We start from the raw sequence: 18,515 nt of genomic DNA, 5'->3' as shown, positions 1-18,515 counted from the left end.
TTACATACCGCCTAAAAAGCCGGTCAATGGAGATGAGGCATCGGCTACGCCGGTTGATACTACTGCGGTCTGCGCCAAGTACGCAGCTCGACCAGCACGGACAGCTTCACCAAACGCCCGTCCCATTGCCACAGGATCACCGGAAGCTGCAATGGCTGTGTTCACCAGACACGCTGCTGCACCCATTTCCATAGCTTCACACGCCTGTGACGGAGCGCCGATTCCTGCATCAACAATAATCGGTAAAGAAATTTCATCAATCAGAATACGAACCATTTCTTTTGTCTTAAGCCCGCGGTTACTGCCGATAGGAGCACCAAGCGGCATCACCGCCGCCGCTCCGGCATTCACCAGATCGCGCGCTACATACAAATCCGCATTCACATACGGCAGAACAACAAACCCTTCTTTTGCAAGAATCTCTGTAGCCTTTGCGGTTTCATAACCGTCCGGCAACAAGTACTTGTTGTCAGAAATGACTTCGATTTTAATCCAGTCACCACATCCGGCCGCGCGCGCCAAACGAGCAATTCGCACTGCTTCGTCGGCATTGCGCGCACCGGACGTATTTGGCAACAACTGCATGTGCTTGGGAATGTGCTGCATTACATTACCAGTAGCAGCGTTTGTGTCGACTCGTCGTAACGCAACAGTGATAACCTGAGACCCGGACGATGCACATACATCGGGAATGATAGTATCTGAGCCATATTTACCGGTTCCGGTAAAAAGTCTGCTGGTCAGGCTGACTCCGCCGATAACCAATGCGTCGTTGTTGTTCGCTTCCATTAGCCCCCTCCTACGAATTGCAGGATTTCCAATACATCCCCGTCATTAAGTACGGTAGTTCCAAAATCATCAGCCATCACAACGGTTCGATTCAGTTCCACGACAACCGCTTTTACATCCACGCCGTTGCCCTGCAGATATTCAAGCAGGGTTGTGTCGTCATTGCATTCTTGCATCTGACCATTTACAGTTAGCTGCATTGTAGGGTTCCTTTGCTGCTTTAATCGCATAAAAAAAGCTTGCACGAAGGCAAGCTTAGAATACGAGTTAAGAACTCAGCCTTCCTCCGGCGGTATAAACCGCGTCAGGTTCAAAGGGTCTGAACGCTATGTTCACTCTCAGCCCGAAGGCTCCCCCAGCTGTATGTAGACACACCCTGTATCTCATAAAACATTGTGCGTTTTATGCTACAGGCATAAAAAAAAGCTTACCCCGTAGGATAAGCTTATTGTTCTTTTAGCTTAGTGCTTCCCTACGGTGGTACAAACCACATCAGGTTCAAGGGTCAGAACTCTTACGCTCACTCTCAGCCTCTCAAGGCTCCCCTAGCTGTTTCAACATGTATAGTCAGAATTAACAATCCTGTAAAGCTGTTTATTTAACCAATTTTATTTTTATAAAAGAAATCACTAAGTTTGTTAGATCCTTCACCTGTATCCTATAGAAAACACACCACTTGATGCGTGTTACTTTTTTCTATATCGTCACACGAGCAAATTGTTCGAATACGGACGCACACCTTCAACCTGCCTTGGTCTCAAAAAACAAACAGCACAGAGGAGTCAGCCATGCGCTTATCAACTATCCTTTTTGTCTTTATCCTCACCTGCATTCTTACTACCTCTGCCCTTGCCCACAGGGTAAATGTTTTTGCCTGGGTAGAAGGAAATATGGTACATTCTGAATCGTTCTTTTCAAGTGGAAACAGGGCACAAAAGAGTGCTATAACTGCTACGGATAAAAAGACAGGAAAAGTAATCGCAAAAGGCACCACCAACAATAACGGGGAATGGTCTTTCACACTCCCTGCTGATGCAATACAAAGTAAAGATCCTATTGTTATTGCACTTGACGCTGGTCAAGGCCACGCAGGTTCATGGACGCTGGAAACAGAAGATTTTGCTGATGCGCCCCCCCTGCCTGCAACTTCGACCAAAACTACTCCTACTTCTTCAAAGCCAGAAACGTCAGTACAGCCTCAAACGCCCGTGCAGCTGTCTACACAAACAAACGCTTCCTCCAGCACAACCGTTACACTGACTAAGACAGAACTGGACAAACTTATTCGTGATGCTGTGCGACAAGAAATTGCTCCACTGAAAGCACAAGTTTCCAAACTAAATGCACAGATCCTTCAACCGAAAACAACCATTAAGGATATTTTCGGCGGCATCGGCTACATTCTAGGTCTCCTCGGACTGGCAGCATTCATGCATTATCGTAAGAAAGCGTAACTCAACTTAATGACAAACCCGAGCTCTGCAGCGCACGCCTCGGGTACTTGTTTCCATACAGATCAAAAAAACACCTACTGTTGGCTTGTGTTACTTGGAACGAGTCTATTTCTAACATGGACTTACCGGGACTTCTTCCAAAACTTTTTCTCGGGTCTAGCACTACACGAGGTTGTCTCAACCGCTAAAACAGCTTTGCAAACTGACTACTCTCTGCTGTACTGTGGTGTATTGCTCTTCTTTCATAAAAACACTATGACGCGGCAGACATCTTATGAAAAAGGAGCCTCGCATGGCTAAATCCAAAAAAGAGCAACAGAAGCTGAAAAAACGCATTGCAGCTATCAAACGCCGAAAAGCATCTACTGCTGACGACTTTTCCGACACCGTAATGAAGTTTTGTAAGCCGCTTCTGGCAGAATCTGAAAGCTTAAGCGGTGATGACAATGCCATCGGTCTTGGCGTCTTTGCATGGAACGCATCATTCCTTCCACGCGACCGCTGGGAAGACGGCCTGCACCGCTCTCTAGAACAGTTTGATCTCACAGACGAAACAAAAACTACTCTTGTTGATATTGTAGAAGAAATGGTTCGTCAGAAAGAAGTAATGTATCCAAACGACCTGCGCGTTATTACTGACTATAAAGTGCACGAAACTGAGCAAGGCCCTCTTCTCACAGTTGACGCTAAACTTGCGAAAAAAGCACTGCTGCCTTCTTTCAAAGGCGTTCCTTCCGAATAGCCTCCCCCTAGTTTGACATGCCAAACTCCGTAGCAAGTTCACGGAACGGTTCGTCGAATCATACAGACAACAAGAAGAAAGCCCGCTGGAACCAGCGGGCTTTCTTTTATTAGATTACGACCATGACCTACTAATCAGGACCAGGGCAAGCTACGTTGCTCAGGTCTTCGATTTTACCATTTTTAATACGCCAGTCACGAATGGCCTGCATGTCCATGAACATCTGGAACATCTGGAAGAAACCATGCCAGTGTGCATAGTCAGGACCATTCATAGCTGCACCCTGACGGGCACGGCGGCCTTCATGATGCCACAGGTAGTACATCATACGCTGGAAGCCATCTCTCCAAGGATCATCGCCGAGGAGTTTTTTGTCTGCGAGTTCTTTCTTCATAGCTACCGCTTTATCCCAGTAGATATTGTAGAGTTTCACAGAAGCATCAAGCGTTTCCATTGTTGCATTAGTATGCAAGGTGGAGTGACAGTTTTTACATACCTTACGCATGCGTTTTCCACCTTCTTCACCGTTACCGCGATCGCCTTTACGAATTTCAGAACGTTTACTATAGAGCTTCCACTTCAAGCGAGTCTCTGGGTTATGGGTAGTGCTCAATTCTCCTATCCCGCTCAAGTGACATACTGCACAGGTTGGAGCATCATAATCACCCGGTTCCCATGTATCCGGAGCTGCATTAAAGTTCCATTTTTCACCGTGGGCACCATAAACTTGACCATGTTTAGACTGTTCGTAAATTTCAATATTCGGATGGTCAGGCCCAAGGTGGCATGTACCACATGATTCAGGCTTACGAGCTTCCGCAATGGAGAACATATGACGGGTATGACAAACAGAACAGTTACCAACTGAGCCGTCTGGATAACGCTGACCTGGCCCCGCAGGCCATGTCATATTGATTGGCTTATTGTCTGCACCTAGCTCAATGATGGTGCCGTGACACATCTGACAACCGGATGCACGCGGAGCTCTACCTTCAGGGGTATTACGATCGACACCAGTAAATTCGAGGCCTTCGTAGTAGTACATCAACTTATCGAAGGTAGGGTTATTCATAACAGGCTCGGATGCCGGTGTAGAATGGGAGCTTTCTAAGAACTGTGAAACTTCCACAGGGTGGCAACGAGAACAGGTCTTTGAAGATACCATTGGACTGGTATAAATGTTTGTTCCACGCACACCTTCACACTGGCTAGCCATAGGTGATGTTTTTTCCACTACGTGACAGTCATAACAAGAGACCTGCGCATGCGCCATGCGCCCGTTTCTCCAGTTATCTACAATCCCGGGAGTTTCTTTTGAGTGACATTCGATACATTTTTTAGCTGCTTCAGAAAAACCACGCTCAACGAGAATCTGCTTATGCAATCCTCCAAGGGTTGCATCCCCTTGCGATGTGGCTTTTGGTGTTTTTTGCTGCACCTTCTCCTCAGCCGCGACAGATCCCGCGCCCAGCATGCAACAGATCACCATTCCAAGTAGGATTACCAAAGTCCTCCGTATGTTCATTCCATTTCCTCCACACACTTTCAGGTTTTCATCCGTTGTTACGATTATGAATCCCTGTTGAAATACTGGTTCACGTAAAACATCATGTCCTTATGTCCCACATGTTCGTGGCACTTAACGCACTTCAATTTATTTTCTTCACGTAAATATTCTCGATGCGCTAAAATGGCTTTTAAGCCCATTTTAGGGGACAACAAATTGGCATGACATTTCTTACAAGAAGATTCGTACGTGTACTCCTCACGGAACTTTCGCCGCTCAGACCAGTCATACGTATAGGGGTCGATGATCATATTCATGATAATATCGCGTGCACCGGTATACGCTTTTGCTGAAACGTACTCTACGAGAGTGCCATGTGGCAGATGACAATCCACGCATTGAGCAACAACCCCTTGAGGGTTATTCCCCCCATGTGCCGAGGCAAGCCATGCCTTCCTGAATGGCTTCATAGAATGGCATGTTATGCAAAAGGTATCAGTGTTCGTCAGCGTAATCATATGACCTGAGGCCAAGACGAGAAGAACACTTAATACAACACCGGATACACCCCCTACCAACAATAGTTTTTTTCTATATTTCCTATCGCTGCTCTGAGGCATAAACCTCCCCTTTGCCAATAATTAAAGGGTGATCCCAAAACAATTGATCAATACTACCACGTAAAGAACGTATCCGCATTATATCTTTAGTAATTTCCCCCAAAAAACATACGCGCAGCCGCAACCTCCCTGAACATGGTCAGATGCGCACCATTACTTTTTTATCTCGGAGGTCACAGGACAAAAAAAAGCCCCGCACAAATGCGGGGCGTATCTTTCAACAAACTAGAACCTGTTATTCCTGCTCCAAGACCAACTCAGTCTTGGCAGGACGCATATAATATCTGTAGTAACCAACAACATTACTCATAAAGAAGAAGCTCTCAAGCCCAATAGCAGACGGCGACCAGACAACTATATTATGCACAATCCACAGTGCGACACCAAAAAATGTAATCTCACGCAACCGCTTATCTGTCTTAGAAAAGGCTGCTATTGTGAGTACAAAGGTTGCCCCAAAGCTCAAGATACTAACCAAGCCTGTATATGTCCAAATTGTACCCAGCACAGCTATGGCACAGAAAAAATACATCCATCTGCGCTCTGTTGTATACCCACTAACTGCATATCGCACAGCAGATACTGCCATAAGAACTGTTGCTGTCCATTGTTCCAGCAGCAAAAAATGCACTGCCATAAAAAAGCATGCAGCAGCAATTGAAAGTAAAATATATTTTCTATTCTTAAACTGGAAAGAAAGAATATCAAAAATCAGTGCTACACCTACAAGCATTTGTGATATTGCAAATACAGACATGTTAAACCTTGAACAAAAAAATTATGAGTAAATAGTAAAATACATAGTCTAAAAAATTTAGCCTACAATTGAAGATAAAATTACATCTAATATACTAGATAGTAATCACCAATACAGTACAAAACAATTTTTATCTATCTTTCATAAATTCAATATTAGATACAAAGAAACACTATAAGTTTTATTTTAAAGCAATAAAAAAAGCTGACACTATATCGCATTGAAAGCTAAAGAGAGACAGAACCCAACAACCTGTGCTCTCTTCAAAGTACAACTGGTGTCTACAGTGACATACGAGTAGCCCCCGAAAAATGCCTTCTGCATGCATCCCTACAAACCAGAATACTTAATGCTTCAACATCACGAAATAATGTCAGCAATTAGTTACTAAAATGAGAATATCGCCAAGACAAGTAAAAAAAACATTATTTCGTAAAAAGTATAGATTTTTGCAATATAACAACCTTGCAAAACGACTAACCTCTACTTCATTCCCTCTTGACGCATCTATTTAAAGCTACGTTAAACCTGCGCAATAATCAAACCATATAGCTTGTTCAGGTTTTCTACATCTTCAGCAAGGTCTTCACCTTTTGGTGTTTCAAGCACCATAGGTAAATCAATAAATCTTGGATCGTTAACTATACGGGCAAAGGTTTCTTCTCCCAACAAACCATGCCCAATATGGTCATGCCTATCAAGATGGCTTCCCAATGCTCCTTTTGAATCATTAACATGCATAAATTTAAGACGACTCAGCCCAACTGTTGACTCAAACTCAGCAAACGTCGCAGCATATCCTTCATCAGTAGTAAGATCATAACCGGCAGCATAAGCATGACATGTATCAACACACACCCCAAGTCTGTCAGCATTCCTAGAGTGCTGAATAACGACTGCAAGCTCATCAAAAGATCGCCCAAGCGTTGTTCCCTGTCCTGCTGTATTTTCCAACAAAACCATCACTCGCTCTGTGCGAGAGTCATAAAACGCCCTGTCCAGATTCTTAGCTACGCGCTCCAAGGCCTCATCGACATTGCTCCCCAGATGCGCCCCCGGATGCATCACCACGTAAGGAATATTCAACTGTTCTGCACGTTCAAGCTCATGCGAAAATGCCGCAACAGATTTTTCTACGCCCTCTTCTTTTGGCGAGCCAAGGTTGATCAAATACGAATCATGTGCGGCAATGGGGTAATCACCCCAATCCTTACAAGCTCCGATAAACGCATCAATCTGTTTTTGCTCCAACGGCTTAGATTTCCACTGGCGCTGATTCTTCGAAAATATCTGCAAGGCGGTTCCATTTACACGCATAATGCGTTCAATAGCTTTATCCAATCCACCCGCAATGGACATATGGGCACCAAAATATCGCATATCTTTCCCTCTTATAACATCAGCATATGCATGCTGAAATACTCGTTCAGAATATCACTCAGTCCAATAACAGCTCATTCAACCGAACCGGCACAGCGTGTTAGTATTCATTTATTGTTCACGGCATCCATTGTCCACCGTAAAAACATACGCTATAACGCCTCATTCATAGAATATGGGAGTATATGATGTCGTCATCAATGAAATATAAATTCAATCTTTCTGATACAGTTGGCACCGTTGGATATGTTTCCTGCGAACCGCCAGCAGATATTACATTTGAAGAAGCCCTCGCATACCTTGAAGAGCATCCGCTCGACGATTTTATGCATAAATACCTGCTGACCAGCATTCAGAACTTTGATCAAAAGAAATTCAAAGCGCTGCTCAAAACTGCCGTGCAAGACTACACCATTATCAAACCTGTTCTTGCAGCGCTGCTGTATGAAACATGCCTCCTGTACGGTAAGTTTTCCAAAATGCTTCCTCTGTTTCCTGATGATGCTACCGAGCAATTGCAGGAACATACTCCCCTTATCTACATCCGCTGGTTCAAGCGCGAAGATAGGTATAATCATCTTGCATGGATTACCAAGTTCAAAGAAAACATTCACGAACACCGCATGCTGCCTCTGCCAGAGGTTGCAGAAGATTTTGACCTGCCAATGCTCTACGGGCCTAGCACAGAAGAGTTCGTAACCGCTGCAACAATTCGTGAAGAACTTCTACAAACTTCATACGGCAATCCGTGGTCACGTCCACCAGCACAGGAAACAACAGACCTTGCACTCAGCAGACTTAATGAAACACCTTTGTTTGCTGATGTTGAGATGCGACATATTGCCTCTCTGTCCCCTATCGCTCTGTTACGCCGTTGGAACATTGATCTATCCATAAAAAACGGTTCTCTAGACTATACGCTGCAAGGACTCGCTACCTCTTATGGACGCGGACTCGCATTAGCAGACGCACGAGTTGGTCTGACTATGGAAATAGTTGAGCGTTCATCATCCTTCGTCTCCTTTGACGAAGCAGGCGTACTTAACACTCTCAAAGATCATCCGCTGACACACGCTCGCTACTCTGAACTGGTAGAACAAGGCATTGCGGCGTTCGATCCAAATTTACTCTCGCTTGAAGTTCCGTACGAAGATGAAAAGCTTTACTGGATGGAAGGACACACCCCGAAACTGGAAGGCGAAGGTTACGAGTCAATCCTTGTTCCTGTTCAGATGGTGTACATGTTCTGCAACTTAGACGAAGTCTCTCTCTTCTCTTCACCAGGCTCAACAGGCCTTGCTTCCGGCAACATTCTCGAAGAGGCAAAGGTTGCAGCACTCATGGAAATTTTTGAACGCGATGCTGAAGCAACGAAGCCTTTCGATAAAAAAGAATGCTTCACGCTTACTACAGAAGATCCTAAACTCAACATGCTGCTCAACGACTACGCAGCACGAGGCGTGCATGTGATGTTTCAGGACATCACTACGGAATTCGGCATCCCATGCTACTACGCATTCGTCATGGGCAAACGCGGTGAAGTTTACCGCGGAACTGGTGCCGGTCTGGATGGCAGAAGAGCCATCGTATCTGCATTAACAGAAACACCATACCCTTATCCACAAAGCCCTCCATCTGCACCAGCGCTTCGTGGACTAGAAACACGTAAGCAGGAAGATCTTCCTAACGTTTCCATGGAAGATCCTATCCGCAACGTGCAGATGCTGGAAAAAATGCTCATCGCCAACAACAGACGACCAGTCTATGTTGAGCTTGCACGCAAGGACTTACAGTTCCCTGTAGTCAAAGCGCTTATTCCAAACATGGAACTTACAGCCGACTTCGACTCGTTTACCCGCGTTAGCCGCAGGTTATTTACTAACTACCTGCGTATGGAAGACTAGCCAGACCTGATCTGGCAATGCTTTCGGTGGCGCTTGCCAGCATGACGTCTTCGACGGTGGGTTTTCTGCCTCCGGCGGCCAAAAAGAGCCTTGTTTCACTGCCCTTATCCGTAATCTCTCATTCTTCGAGAACGGCTAAGGCTCTGTAGAAAGGCTTCTCTGGACTCTCCAAAGACTTTTATCTGCGAGGCTTTCCTGTTTTTTACTCAACTTCGCGGTTTATACCTCACTACCTTTCGTGAAATAAAAAAGGCTGTTCCAACATGTTTGGAATAGCCTTTTTATATTAGTTAAGTCAGTGGGGCATAAGCCACGAGGCTACATAAGAAACGTGCTGACCTCGCAAGTAAAAGCTTTAGGAGATTCTTAAGAAGCCCTTTTCCAAAGCGGTAGCTGTTCTTGAGGTACGAGAGATTACAGACAGCGACAGTGTAAACAGGGTTCTTAAGCCGCCGGAGGCAAAAAAAGTCCCACAAGCGCTATAACAGCTTACGGTTCCTGAAGCGTAGGAGCGAGAACAATTTCACGGACACAGACAGATTGGGGTTGCTCGTAAGCAAACACAATTGAATTGGCGACATCCTGCGCACTCATCACACCCCCCATCTGTTCCTTCCACTGGTTGTAGTTAGCTTTAATTTCATCAGAAGTGGTATGACTAAGAAGTTCTGTTTCAGCGGCACCCGGAGCAATTACGATCACACGAACATTATCGGCTGCAACTTCTTCACGAATATTTTCACTCATAGCATGCACCGCAAACTTGGTTCCGCAGTAGACAGCATGATTCGGGAAAGTTTTACGTCCTGCAACAGAACTAACATTAATGATAGTTCCCTGCTTACGTTCACGCATACTTGGGAGAACAGCGTGAATACCGTTAAGAAGACCAACCACATTTACATCAATCATTTTCTGCCATTCTGCCGGATCTTGCTCACATGCTTGCCCAAGCAACATCACACCAGCATTGTTTATCATACAATCAACAGGACCAAAGGTAGCTTCTGCATCAGCTATAGCTCTTACCATTGCTTTACGGTCTGTCACATCTACCTTTGCACAAATGGTATTTGGTAAATGTAATGCTTTAAGTCGATCAAGACGACGAGCTATAAGGAGAAGTGGAAAACCCTTTTCGCTTAAAGTACGAGCAGTTGCTTCACCGAACCCTGAACTTGCTCCGGTAATGACTATAAGTGGCTTAGACATAATGTATTCTCCAAATTATTCTGGGCAGTGCCCGTTGTTTTTCATTTTGCATAAGAATACACCGTTTTTTACCTTTGCATAATATAGATAGAGCACTATTGCCTGTAATTGACACAACCTATAAAGCACCTGTGCAACCGTAAAAGTGGCTAGCCAATAATGTGAATGTACAGCCCATTGTAGACTTCACCGGCGTTGTTGTTGCCTTCATCGTGAGTGCAGCTCACCTACCCTTTGGCTAAAGCTCTTTTCCACGCATTATTCTTTATAGATATTTTATGTTTTATTTACAGGTAATTGTTGACATTTTACGCCTTTTACCTCTTATACTACTGAGCAAGTTAGCAGTATGAGCCTCACTATACTGAGTATACGCATCGCCTGTTCTGACTTACTCCAGCTCGCTTATTTCTACCATCAGCACCTCCTCTGCTTTCCACAGAACAACCTCTCCCTCTGCTCACCTGCCTACATGCTTTGAGGTATCCGGCGTGTAATAACGGGTATGGTTATCAGTTCCATCTTGATGATCGGGTAACTCCCCCATGCCTATTTTTATTGTGGCCTACATGACCTTGCTACTTTTACTAAGGAGGAATGGTAATGGCAGAGCAAAACGTGCAACAAGACGTTGTTGTTGATAAAGGACAAGCCAGTTGGTCTGACTTGATTAAACTTGAAGACTATTGGGCAATATGGCTCGGTTTTGCAATTCTAATTATCGGTCTCATTATTTATCTTCCTAATGAGCCTAAGAACCTACGAGCAACCATTGCTGCGTCTAACGCAATCATGCAAGCAGAGTCGAACATCGCTCCGTTTAAAACAATTGAGTACTACAAGGCTGCTGATGCTAAGGGCATAAAGGCAACCTCCTCACCTTTTGCAAAGACTATTAAAAAATTCCAAAGCAAACCGCATGGCTGGTCCACGAACGTGCTTGATGCATTTTTTATGGACAACGCACGAGCTAATGCTAAAAAAGTAAAAGCTACTGCCAAGTATGAAAAAGCAAAAAAAGCAGCAGATGAATCACTAGCCGCTGCAACAATTGCACAGACTGCTGCTGGCGAAGCCAACTACAGCAATGCTGAACTGAACCAAAAAGCTTCAGACGCTATCAGCGACTGGCGCAATAAAAAATTTGCAGCCAGTAAAGCCAAGAAAAAAACTAAAGTTAAAGCATACAACCAACTGACATGGCTAATTATGTTATGCATTGCAGTTGGTGCTTTCTTTGCCATAGGGCGTGCCGCAATGGGGTATAGCCCTGCTAAGTTCTTCATAGGTTTCATCTTTGTTTTCGCTATTGCAACTCTTGCTTATGTCGCAGCGCAGCAAAGCACTATGAAAGGACTTGGTATCGGCTACGCAGCATGGGCTATTCTATTCGGCCTTCTCATTTCAAACACCATCGGTACCCCTAAATGGGTCATGCCTGCCGTCCAGACTGAATATTTCATCAAAACAGGTCTGGTACTCCTGGGTGCAGAAGTTCTTTTCAGTAAGATCGTTGCGATTGGTATTCCGGGCATTTTTGTAGCATGGGTAGTTACTCCTGTTGTACTCATCTCAACCTTCATCTTCGGTCAGAAAATAGTAAAAATGCCATCCAAGACGCTGAACATTGTGATTTCTGCGGACATGTCAGTTTGTGGTGTTTCCGCAGCTATCGCCACCGCAGCAGCATGTCGCGCTAAAAAAGAAGAACTCACCCTGTCTGTAGGTCTTTCTCTTGTTTTCACATCCATCATGATGATCGTTATGCCTGCGTTCATTAAGGCTGTAGAAATGCCATACATTCTCGGCGGCGCATGGATGGGAGGAACAATTGACGCTACAGGTGCGGTAGCCGCTGCAGGTGCCTTCCTTTCACAAAAAGCATTGTATGTTGCAGCAACCATTAAAATGATCCAGAACGTGCTCATCGGTGTTACAGCATTCGGTGTTGCTATTTACTGGTGCACCCGAGTTGATTGCACTCCCGGCCGCACTGTAAACGCATGGGAAATCTGGTACCGTTTCCCTAAATTCGTACTCGGCTTCCTCGCCGCTTCTGTCCTGTTCTCATGGATTTACGGCTCAATGGGAGCAGATGTAGGCTTTGCAATGATTGACCATGGTGTAATCCGTGGTTTCTCCAAAGCTTTCCGCGGTTGGTTCTTCTGCCTTGCCTTTGTTTCCATCGGCCTTGCAACTAACTTCCGCGAACTCGGTCACTACTTCAAAGGCGGCAAGCCGCTTATTCTTTATGTATGCGGTCAGTCCTTCAACCTCATCCTAACACTGACTATGGCATACCTGATGTTCTACGTGGTATTCCCGGAAATCACTGCAAACATCTAGCACATAAATATAAAAGGACAATTCCTATGCAAAAAAGCAGCGTAAAACGCTATCTATCATTCGCATCCGGAGTCTTCATAATCTGGCTGTTTATGTTCGTATTCTCCCCGATGCTGCTTGCCAATGTGGAATCCGCCAGCACTCTGGCAACCTTTATCGAACAGAATGACATCAACTCCGGTGCAATCTACTGGAGTGACGTCGAAATAACTGCCGATGCAGAACTGGGTGCACGCTCCACCGTAACCTATCTCCCAAAAGGGAAATAAAAACACAAATAAATAAAAAAGGAGCGGTAGAAATCTACCGCTCCTTTTTACTTTTTCAATATACTAAGAATACATTCTGTTACTTAGCTTTCTTCTTACCGTTTTTACGCATCCACCAGCTTTTTTCCGGACCTTTATACCACCAGTCAGTGTGGTCTGTTTCACAGATACGTTCAGCAAGAGCCTTGCCTACCTCTGTACGCAGACGTGGCAATGCCCCCTCCAACCATTTTCCGGCATACTTGTTTCCCAGATCAGACTCCTCTTTAAGATTTAAAATAAGGTCGATTTGATCTGCATCCTGAGCAAGTTTTGCCTCCAGAGATTCTGCTTCTTCAAGCTCATCCCAATACGGCATAACTAAGGGTTCAAGACCAGTACCTTCCAACGCATGAGTAAAAGCAGCTTTCGGGTCACAGGTGTTGTAAATGCGGTTTACATAGTTAAAATCACCAACTCGAGCCTCATGGAAGTCATGAAAAAGGCACATCATTGCGGTATGTACAGGATCTGCCCCTGCTTCGTTGGCAAGCACAAAACCCACGATCGCTGTTCTAAAAGAATGCTCTGCAACATTCTCGCTGCCGGAACCCAAAAACTGGTATCCACTGCGCGGAGTTTTGCGCAGCATACCTGCTTCAAACAAAAAGTCTGCGAGACGGGTAAGCTTCTCGCGTCCTTGTAAATTTACCTGAGGATCGCAGGCTGTCATCATCTATCTCCTGTGCTAATCAAGGATTAAACTCTCTTAGCTCTAAATTCTTTACCTTTATCATCAATACATTCGCAATAAAAGTACTCGCCGCAACACATACGCTCTTTGCGCTATGCTGTACAGCCGCACTTTTCTCATTGCAGCATATTGACAACATGCACATATAGCCATATTGCTAAATGTGCATTCGGGAGAATTTATGAACAACTTCATCAAAATTACCAAAACACTATCTGACCCCACACGAGTCCGCATCCTTGGCTTACTACAAGGTGGAGAACTCTGTGTGTGCAACATAGTGGAAATTATGGGGCTCGCGCAGCCTACAATTTCCCGTCATTTAAAACAGTGTACAGATGCCGGCCTCACAATCGGACGCAAGGCAGGCGGTTGGACGCATTACCGCCTCGCAACTGACAGCACTGACAAACATATTATAACGTTTTTAGAACTGCTACTGCAGGCTGTAAGAACAGACGGCGAATTTGCTATATTACAAACAAACTTACTTGCCTTGAAAAAGACAAAAAACATTCTTTAACAAGGGTATGATCATGAAACCACTTGAAATCACACCACTCCAGAACAAAGAAAAAAAAGCCCCCTGCTGAAGCCCAAATATAGGCGGCGAGTTCGCTGCCCAGGCTTTTGGCGCTCCAAAGACAGGCACTGCTGCACCAGAAAACCCCTTTGAATCTCCGTGTGCATGCGGTTCTGCATCGGTGCAAAACAAAGAAGCTCGTTTTTCACTTTCGTTCTATGCCATTGTCGGAACAATCACGCTAATCGGCTGGGGAATTCTTTACTCACAGCTGACATACATTGCTGAAACCCTCACGGGAATGATCCCAGGTATTGAAGCAGGAAGTCATCTTTATGAATCAATAAAATTCTTCTTATATGACACTCCAAAGATCCTGCTGTTACTGAGTCTGGTTGTATTTGCTGTAGGCGTATTGCGCACTTGGATTACCCCGGAGCGTAGCCGCAAACACCTTAGCGGAAAAGAATCTATCGGCAACGTCATTGCAGCATGTGTGGGTATTGTTACCCCATTCTGCTCCTGTTCTGCCGTACCGCTCTTTCTTGGTTTTGTGGCTGCAGGCGTTCCGCTCGGCGTTACGTTCTCGTTCCTTATTGCAGCACCAATGGTAAACGAAATTGCGCTTGTTTTACTTTACGGCCTGTTTGGATTCAAAGTTGCTGCGCTGTATCTTGTAACTGGCGTAACCGTTGCGGTTATTGCAGGCTGGATTCTCGGTAAGATGAAGCTGGAGCACATGCTGGAACCATGGGTTCGTCAAATTCGTGATGACGGCAACAACAAGGCCCCAGTCTACCCAACTTTTGCGCACCGCTTAGACTATGCGTGGGATTCTGTAGTAGATATTTTGGGCAAGACATGGATGTACATTGTCATCGGTATCGCTGTAGGTGCCGGTATCCACGGCTATGTTCCAGAAGGAGCTATGGCGTCAATCATGGGTAAAGAGGCCTGGTGGAGTGTTCCTGCTGCTGTAGTTATCGGCGTGCCGATGTATGCAAGTGCAGCAGGTATTATCCCTATCGTATCTGCTTTACTCGGCAAAGGTGCAGCTCTCGGCACAGCACTGGCTTTCATGATGTCTGTTGTAGCACTCAGCCTTCCTGAAATGGTTATTCTCAGAAAAGTGCTCAGCACTAAACTCATCACCATTTATGTCTCTATCGTAGCATCCGGCATTCTACTTGTTGGCTTCCTGTTTAACGTTGTCATTTAACCGGCTCACAACCCCTCTAAAAATGAAAAAGCGGCATGGTTTGTTCCATGCCGCTTTTTTAGTACTATATAGTTAAGCTGCCTATGCCTGCCACTTCAACGCATCAAGCCAGACTCACTTAATCCAGTAATGTCATTTCCGACTATCCACGGCTGCCCCAACGTTTACCGAACACCCAGAATAAAACCAATATCACAAGCGCACCAAGCGTGTCCGCAAACATATCTTTCTGAGCATCCCATACATCCCCCTGACTGCCAAGGAACTCAATACCAGCTTTACCACCTTCAATAACAGCATATTGCCACTCAATAATCTCGTATGCCGCCGCGACTGACATTATACTAAACAATGCGAAAAGTGTTGTAACAATTGGTCCGGCAAGCTTCCTACGAACAAACAACTCTGCAATTGGGTATGCATAAAATCCGACAGAAAAATGTCCAATCCTGTCAAAATGGTTCCGTTCGAATCCAAAAAGATCTGATACCCATTCAAATGGCACTCCTGCAAAGGTATAATGCCCGCCTATTGTATGCCAAAATAACCAAACAGCCATCAGGCCATAGGATACATTAGAGAACCTAAAAAATGGAAATGTAATGCAGAGCAAAAGAAAAATAGCGACAACAGGAATAACCTCAGCAATCCAGACCTCTCGGGAAACTGGCGAGATTCCCATCAGCCCAAAGAAAACAATAAACACGGCAGCAAGGATGAATGGAAAATGTTGTGCAGTAAAAATTCGACGCATGTATTCCTCCAACTAGTACATCGTGATAACATATTGCAAAAGGTATCAGGAGCCTATAGTAAAAAAAAGTTACTTTTAACATAAAAAAAACATTGTTCAGCATATATACGGGGCACACATGCAGCTACGATTTCGTGTTTTTCTCGCAGTAATCGCAATATACATTACTCACCTTTCACTTCGCCCGTTGCCAGCCTATAGTAACCAAGTGCAATTTATTACAGAAGAAGTTCCTCCGATTGCTTATACTCACAACGGAATATTGACAGGGTACAATATAGATCTTGTAAGATACATCTGGAAACAAATGCATATTCCAGAACACAAAGTAAAGGTTCAACCTTGGGCACGGTCTATTAAATACTTCAACACAAAAACACCAACCTGTCTTTTCCCTGTAGTTTTAACAAAACAAAGAAGAGCAACCTACCGCTCTGTTGCTACACCATTTTCTTTTAAGATTGTACTTTTCACACTGAAAAAGAACGCAAATCAGTTCACATCATCATTCCAACTAAAAAATGCACGAATCTGTGTAACAAAAACTTCAAGCATCTTGCACTTACTCCGCGAAGGTGGCTATTCTGACGATAATTTTGAATACGGAACAAGCTTTGCCAACACAGTTATAAAATTCCATAAAGAGCGGGCCCCTCTTCTTGTAGGAAGTATCCCAAGCGTCGTACATAATTATCGTCAAATTGGTGGCAACACTTCAGATTTACACATTGTTTCCGTAATAAAAACGGTACCGAACGGTTTTTTATTTAATGACGCTGTGCCCCAAAGTTTTATCGATAACTTTCAAAAAGCAATGGATCAATTTACATATACAGATGAAACAAAAACTATTTATGACAAAGCAAGATACTATTATAATCCCACTCAGTAGCACATAAAAAAAGCCCACCTATAAGGTGGGCTTTCATTTTTACTGTTCGTTAGTAACGAGGACGACGTTCACGAGGACGTGCTTCATTAACTTTGAGGTTACGTCCTCCATGTACGCTGCCATTGAGAGCATCAATAGCTTCAAGAGCACCATTATCTTCCATTTCTACAAAACCGAAGCCACGTGAGCGTCCAGTTTCGCGATCTTCAATCACGCGAGCAGATAAAACTTCACCGTACTCTTCAAAAAGATCACGCAAATCATCATTACCAACAGACCAGGCAAGGTTGCCAACATAAATGTTCTTAGACACGAAAAAACTCCAAAAATAAAACAGGAATGCGCGTACGCACCTACAAGAGGTTTGAATCCCACACAGATTCAACCTTCTCCAAACCAATGGTACAAAATACAGAAACCTGTACTCTACCTATGCTTAGCGTAATGCTACCAACGTAACTACGCTTGACATCTGTCTAAAAATCGAGGTGACAACTCATTGCTTGCGTCATCCCAAGAGTAATACTCGTAGCACAACTACCAAACATTTGAAAATAAAATATTTTACTTACTAACGACCCAAATGAAAATATAACTGAAAAATACAGCACAAAAAACAAATAGACTGTCTTTTCAGGACATTGCAAACCTTTGCCTTTTTCGTCTATGGATTAGAATCCAACAGATAAATTGTTGCGGGGTTAATTAAAAAAAGTCGGCCTTGCTTTACTTCTTTTTCACAGGTGCAAAACCCGTTTTCCGGTAGTGCATATGTCGCTGATTTCTCCAAGCTTGAATCTAAGAACTGAACCTCAGCCCCCGCATATTCTTTTACGGCAGTCCAATGACTTATAAGCGGCGCACCTCGGAACGGCAAAAAACGTTTAAATTGCAAAACAACAGCCTTACCTTCAGACTGATCGTACAGAGTTACCCCCTTGTCCTTATTGATCGGGCTCCACTCACGAATAACGTTAAGAACCTCTGCAATACTAGCCTTCCCATCAGGAAAAGGTCGTGTATAATGTACTGGCGTACCTTCCTTTTTTATCACGTTGAGAAAAGTCTGAACTTCCTCAATGTAGTCGGTGCGGTTGCAGACAATTTCTTCCCAGTGCTCTATATCCTGTGAAAAGCTTATCAGGCCAGCATGAAACAATTTGCGAGCTTCCCAGTGGTTTAGGCCATGAGTTCGCTGCATTGCATTGAGCACTGCGTAAAATGCACAAAAATTATCGAGTTTTCCTTGAAACAAAGCTTCCATCGGGCAGTATGTCCTCTCTCTAAAAAGCATTTACAGGGTCAGGTGTGACACAAACGATTTACACTAGCAAGAGCCCTAACCACAGCGAACTATAATATCCTTTCTTCCTTTTTTAGCTAGACAAGTTATTACGATGCGTATATTACCTTC

The 18,515-nt window shown here is 44.4% G+C and carries 19 protein-coding genes and 2 riboswitches; of the genes, 8 read left to right on the top strand and 11 right to left on the bottom strand.

What is annotated here, in order from left to right; translation table 11 throughout:
* Positions 1-789, bottom strand: coding sequence for a thiazole synthase (locus BUR09_RS01115; protein WP_074215132.1), 789 nt, complete (start codon positions 787-789; stop codon positions 1-3).
* On the bottom strand, positions 789-989 hold the full coding sequence (thiS, locus tag BUR09_RS01110) for a sulfur carrier protein ThiS (protein ID WP_074215131.1): 201 nt from the start codon (positions 987-989) through the stop codon (positions 789-791). The genes BUR09_RS01115 and thiS overlap by 1 nt, the downstream gene beginning before the upstream one ends.
* 64 nt (positions 990-1,053) lie before the next feature.
* A riboswitch (TPP riboswitch) is annotated at positions 1,054-1,156 on the bottom strand.
* 85 nt (positions 1,157-1,241) lie between these two features.
* Positions 1,242-1,346, bottom strand: a riboswitch (TPP riboswitch).
* Positions 1,347-1,577: 231 nt separating this feature from the next.
* Here thiS and BUR09_RS01105 point away from each other — a divergent pair.
* Positions 1,578-2,243, top strand: a complete 666-nt coding sequence (locus tag BUR09_RS01105) for a hypothetical protein (RefSeq protein WP_074215130.1) — start codon at positions 1,578-1,580, stop codon at positions 2,241-2,243.
* A 292-nt stretch (positions 2,244-2,535) separates the two neighbouring features.
* Positions 2,536-2,985 carry a hypothetical protein gene (locus BUR09_RS01100; RefSeq protein ID WP_074215129.1) on the top strand — a complete coding sequence of 150 codons (450 nt, stop codon included), beginning with the start codon at positions 2,536-2,538 and terminating at the stop codon, positions 2,983-2,985.
* Between the two features lie 130 nt (positions 2,986-3,115).
* Here the strand turns inward: BUR09_RS01100 and BUR09_RS01095 are convergent, their stop codons facing one another.
* The 4 genes from BUR09_RS01095 to BUR09_RS01080 all read right to left on the bottom strand — a co-directional run bounded on the left by BUR09_RS01095 (position 3,116) and on the right by BUR09_RS01080 (position 7,249).
* Positions 3,116-4,510 (bottom strand): multiheme c-type cytochrome, encoded by a 1,395-nt coding sequence (locus BUR09_RS01095; RefSeq protein WP_074215128.1) that lies wholly within the window; start codon positions 4,508-4,510, stop codon positions 3,116-3,118.
* Between the two features lie 44 nt (positions 4,511-4,554).
* Entirely contained in the window at positions 4,555-5,112 is a 558-nt protein-coding gene (locus BUR09_RS01090; RefSeq protein WP_074215127.1) for a cytochrome c3 family protein, read from the bottom strand.
* A gap of 235 nt (positions 5,113-5,347) precedes the next feature.
* The gene (locus BUR09_RS01085) at positions 5,348-5,869 is read right to left on the bottom strand and encodes a YgjV family protein (protein WP_074215126.1); all 522 of its coding nucleotides are present in this window, start codon (positions 5,867-5,869) and stop codon (positions 5,348-5,350) included.
* A gap of 522 nt (positions 5,870-6,391) precedes the next feature.
* A complete protein-coding gene (locus BUR09_RS01080) occupies positions 6,392-7,249 on the bottom strand; it encodes a deoxyribonuclease IV (RefSeq protein WP_074215125.1) in 858 nt (285 codons plus the stop codon).
* Between the two features lie 188 nt (positions 7,250-7,437).
* On the opposite strand from BUR09_RS01080, the gene BUR09_RS01075 reads away from it, so the two are divergent.
* Positions 7,438-9,153 (top strand): YcaO-like family protein, encoded by a 1,716-nt coding sequence (locus tag BUR09_RS01075; protein WP_084539273.1) that lies wholly within the window; start codon positions 7,438-7,440, stop codon positions 9,151-9,153.
* A gap of 489 nt (positions 9,154-9,642) precedes the next feature.
* Here the strand turns inward: BUR09_RS01075 and BUR09_RS01070 are convergent, their stop codons facing one another.
* A complete protein-coding gene (locus BUR09_RS01070; protein ID WP_074215123.1) occupies positions 9,643-10,365 on the bottom strand; it encodes an SDR family oxidoreductase in 723 nt (240 codons plus the stop codon).
* Positions 10,366-10,968: 603 nt separating this feature from the next.
* Between BUR09_RS01070 and BUR09_RS01065 the strand changes: the two genes are divergently transcribed.
* Positions 10,969-12,711, top strand: a complete 1,743-nt coding sequence (locus tag BUR09_RS01065; protein WP_074215122.1) for a YeiH family protein — start codon at positions 10,969-10,971, stop codon at positions 12,709-12,711.
* Positions 12,712-12,737: 26 nt separating this feature from the next.
* Positions 12,738-12,980: a hypothetical protein gene (locus BUR09_RS01060; protein WP_074215121.1), complete on the top strand. Its 243-nt coding sequence runs from the start codon at positions 12,738-12,740 to the stop codon at positions 12,978-12,980.
* 79 nt (positions 12,981-13,059) lie between these two features.
* Here BUR09_RS01060 and BUR09_RS01055 read toward each other — a convergent pair whose 3' ends face one another.
* Entirely contained in the window at positions 13,060-13,692 is a 633-nt protein-coding gene (locus tag BUR09_RS01055; RefSeq protein ID WP_074215120.1) for an HD domain-containing protein, read from the bottom strand.
* A 202-nt stretch (positions 13,693-13,894) separates the two neighbouring features.
* On the opposite strand from BUR09_RS01055, the gene BUR09_RS01050 reads away from it, so the two are divergent.
* Positions 13,895-14,236, top strand: coding sequence for an ArsR/SmtB family transcription factor (locus BUR09_RS01050; RefSeq protein WP_074215119.1), 342 nt, complete (start codon positions 13,895-13,897; stop codon positions 14,234-14,236).
* Positions 14,237-14,417: 181 nt separating this feature from the next.
* Positions 14,418-15,455: a permease gene (locus BUR09_RS01045; RefSeq protein ID WP_074215118.1), complete on the top strand. Its 1,038-nt coding sequence runs from the start codon at positions 14,418-14,420 to the stop codon at positions 15,453-15,455.
* Positions 15,456-15,597: 142 nt separating this feature from the next.
* On the opposite strand, the gene BUR09_RS01040 is transcribed toward BUR09_RS01045, so the two are convergent.
* A complete protein-coding gene (locus BUR09_RS01040; RefSeq protein WP_074215117.1) occupies positions 15,598-16,209 on the bottom strand; it encodes a DUF2238 domain-containing protein in 612 nt (203 codons plus the stop codon).
* Positions 16,210-16,327: 118 nt separating this feature from the next.
* On the opposite strand from BUR09_RS01040, the gene BUR09_RS01035 reads away from it, so the two are divergent.
* Positions 16,328-17,101, top strand: a complete 774-nt coding sequence (locus tag BUR09_RS01035) for a substrate-binding periplasmic protein (protein WP_074215116.1) — start codon at positions 16,328-16,330, stop codon at positions 17,099-17,101.
* Between the two features lie 49 nt (positions 17,102-17,150).
* On the opposite strand, the gene BUR09_RS01030 is transcribed toward BUR09_RS01035, so the two are convergent.
* Positions 17,151-17,414, bottom strand: coding sequence for an RNA recognition motif domain-containing protein (locus BUR09_RS01030; protein ID WP_074215115.1), 264 nt, complete (start codon positions 17,412-17,414; stop codon positions 17,151-17,153).
* A 351-nt stretch (positions 17,415-17,765) separates the two neighbouring features.
* Positions 17,766-18,365 carry a hypothetical protein gene (locus BUR09_RS01025; protein WP_074215114.1) on the bottom strand — a complete coding sequence of 200 codons (600 nt, stop codon included), beginning with the start codon at positions 18,363-18,365 and terminating at the stop codon, positions 17,766-17,768.
* Positions 18,366-18,515: the final 150 nt, after the last annotated feature.

It is taken from the genome of Halodesulfovibrio marinisediminis DSM 17456 (assembly GCF_900129975.1).
GTDB lineage: Bacteria > Desulfobacterota > Desulfovibrionia > Desulfovibrionales > Desulfovibrionaceae > Halodesulfovibrio > Halodesulfovibrio marinisediminis.
This window is presented reverse-complemented; position numbering and strand designations above follow the sequence as displayed.

Excerpts from the sequence above, each read along its gene's own strand:
- BUR09_RS01115 (WP_074215132.1), bottom strand. The coding sequence starts at position 789 with ATGGAAGCGAACAACAACGACGCATTGGTTATCGGCGGAGTCAGCCTG.
- thiS (WP_074215131.1), bottom strand. The coding sequence starts at position 989 with ATGCAGCTAACTGTAAATGGTCAGATGCAAGAATGCAATGACGACACA.
- BUR09_RS01105 (WP_074215130.1), top strand. The coding sequence starts at position 1,578 with ATGCGCTTATCAACTATCCTTTTTGTCTTTATCCTCACCTGCATTCTT.
- BUR09_RS01100 (WP_074215129.1), top strand. The coding sequence starts at position 2,536 with ATGGCTAAATCCAAAAAAGAGCAACAGAAGCTGAAAAAACGCATTGCA.
- BUR09_RS01095 (WP_074215128.1), bottom strand. The coding sequence starts at position 4,510 with ATGAACATACGGAGGACTTTGGTAATCCTACTTGGAATGGTGATCTGT.
- BUR09_RS01090 (WP_074215127.1), bottom strand. The coding sequence starts at position 5,112 with ATGCCTCAGAGCAGCGATAGGAAATATAGAAAAAAACTATTGTTGGTA.
- BUR09_RS01085 (WP_074215126.1), bottom strand. The coding sequence starts at position 5,869 with ATGTCTGTATTTGCAATATCACAAATGCTTGTAGGTGTAGCACTGATT.
- BUR09_RS01080 (WP_074215125.1), bottom strand. The coding sequence starts at position 7,249 with ATGCGATATTTTGGTGCCCATATGTCCATTGCGGGTGGATTGGATAAA.
- BUR09_RS01075 (WP_084539273.1), top strand. The coding sequence starts at position 7,438 with ATGTCGTCATCAATGAAATATAAATTCAATCTTTCTGATACAGTTGGC.
- BUR09_RS01070 (WP_074215123.1), bottom strand. The coding sequence starts at position 10,365 with ATGTCTAAGCCACTTATAGTCATTACCGGAGCAAGTTCAGGGTTCGGT.
- BUR09_RS01065 (WP_074215122.1), top strand. The coding sequence starts at position 10,969 with ATGGCAGAGCAAAACGTGCAACAAGACGTTGTTGTTGATAAAGGACAA.
- BUR09_RS01060 (WP_074215121.1), top strand. The coding sequence starts at position 12,738 with ATGCAAAAAAGCAGCGTAAAACGCTATCTATCATTCGCATCCGGAGTC.
- BUR09_RS01055 (WP_074215120.1), bottom strand. The coding sequence starts at position 13,692 with ATGACAGCCTGCGATCCTCAGGTAAATTTACAAGGACGCGAGAAGCTT.
- BUR09_RS01050 (WP_074215119.1), top strand. The coding sequence starts at position 13,895 with ATGAACAACTTCATCAAAATTACCAAAACACTATCTGACCCCACACGA.
- BUR09_RS01040 (WP_074215117.1), bottom strand. The coding sequence starts at position 16,209 with ATGCGTCGAATTTTTACTGCACAACATTTTCCATTCATCCTTGCTGCC.
- BUR09_RS01035 (WP_074215116.1), top strand. The coding sequence starts at position 16,328 with ATGCAGCTACGATTTCGTGTTTTTCTCGCAGTAATCGCAATATACATT.
- BUR09_RS01025 (WP_074215114.1), bottom strand. The coding sequence starts at position 18,365 with ATGGAAGCTTTGTTTCAAGGAAAACTCGATAATTTTTGTGCATTTTAC.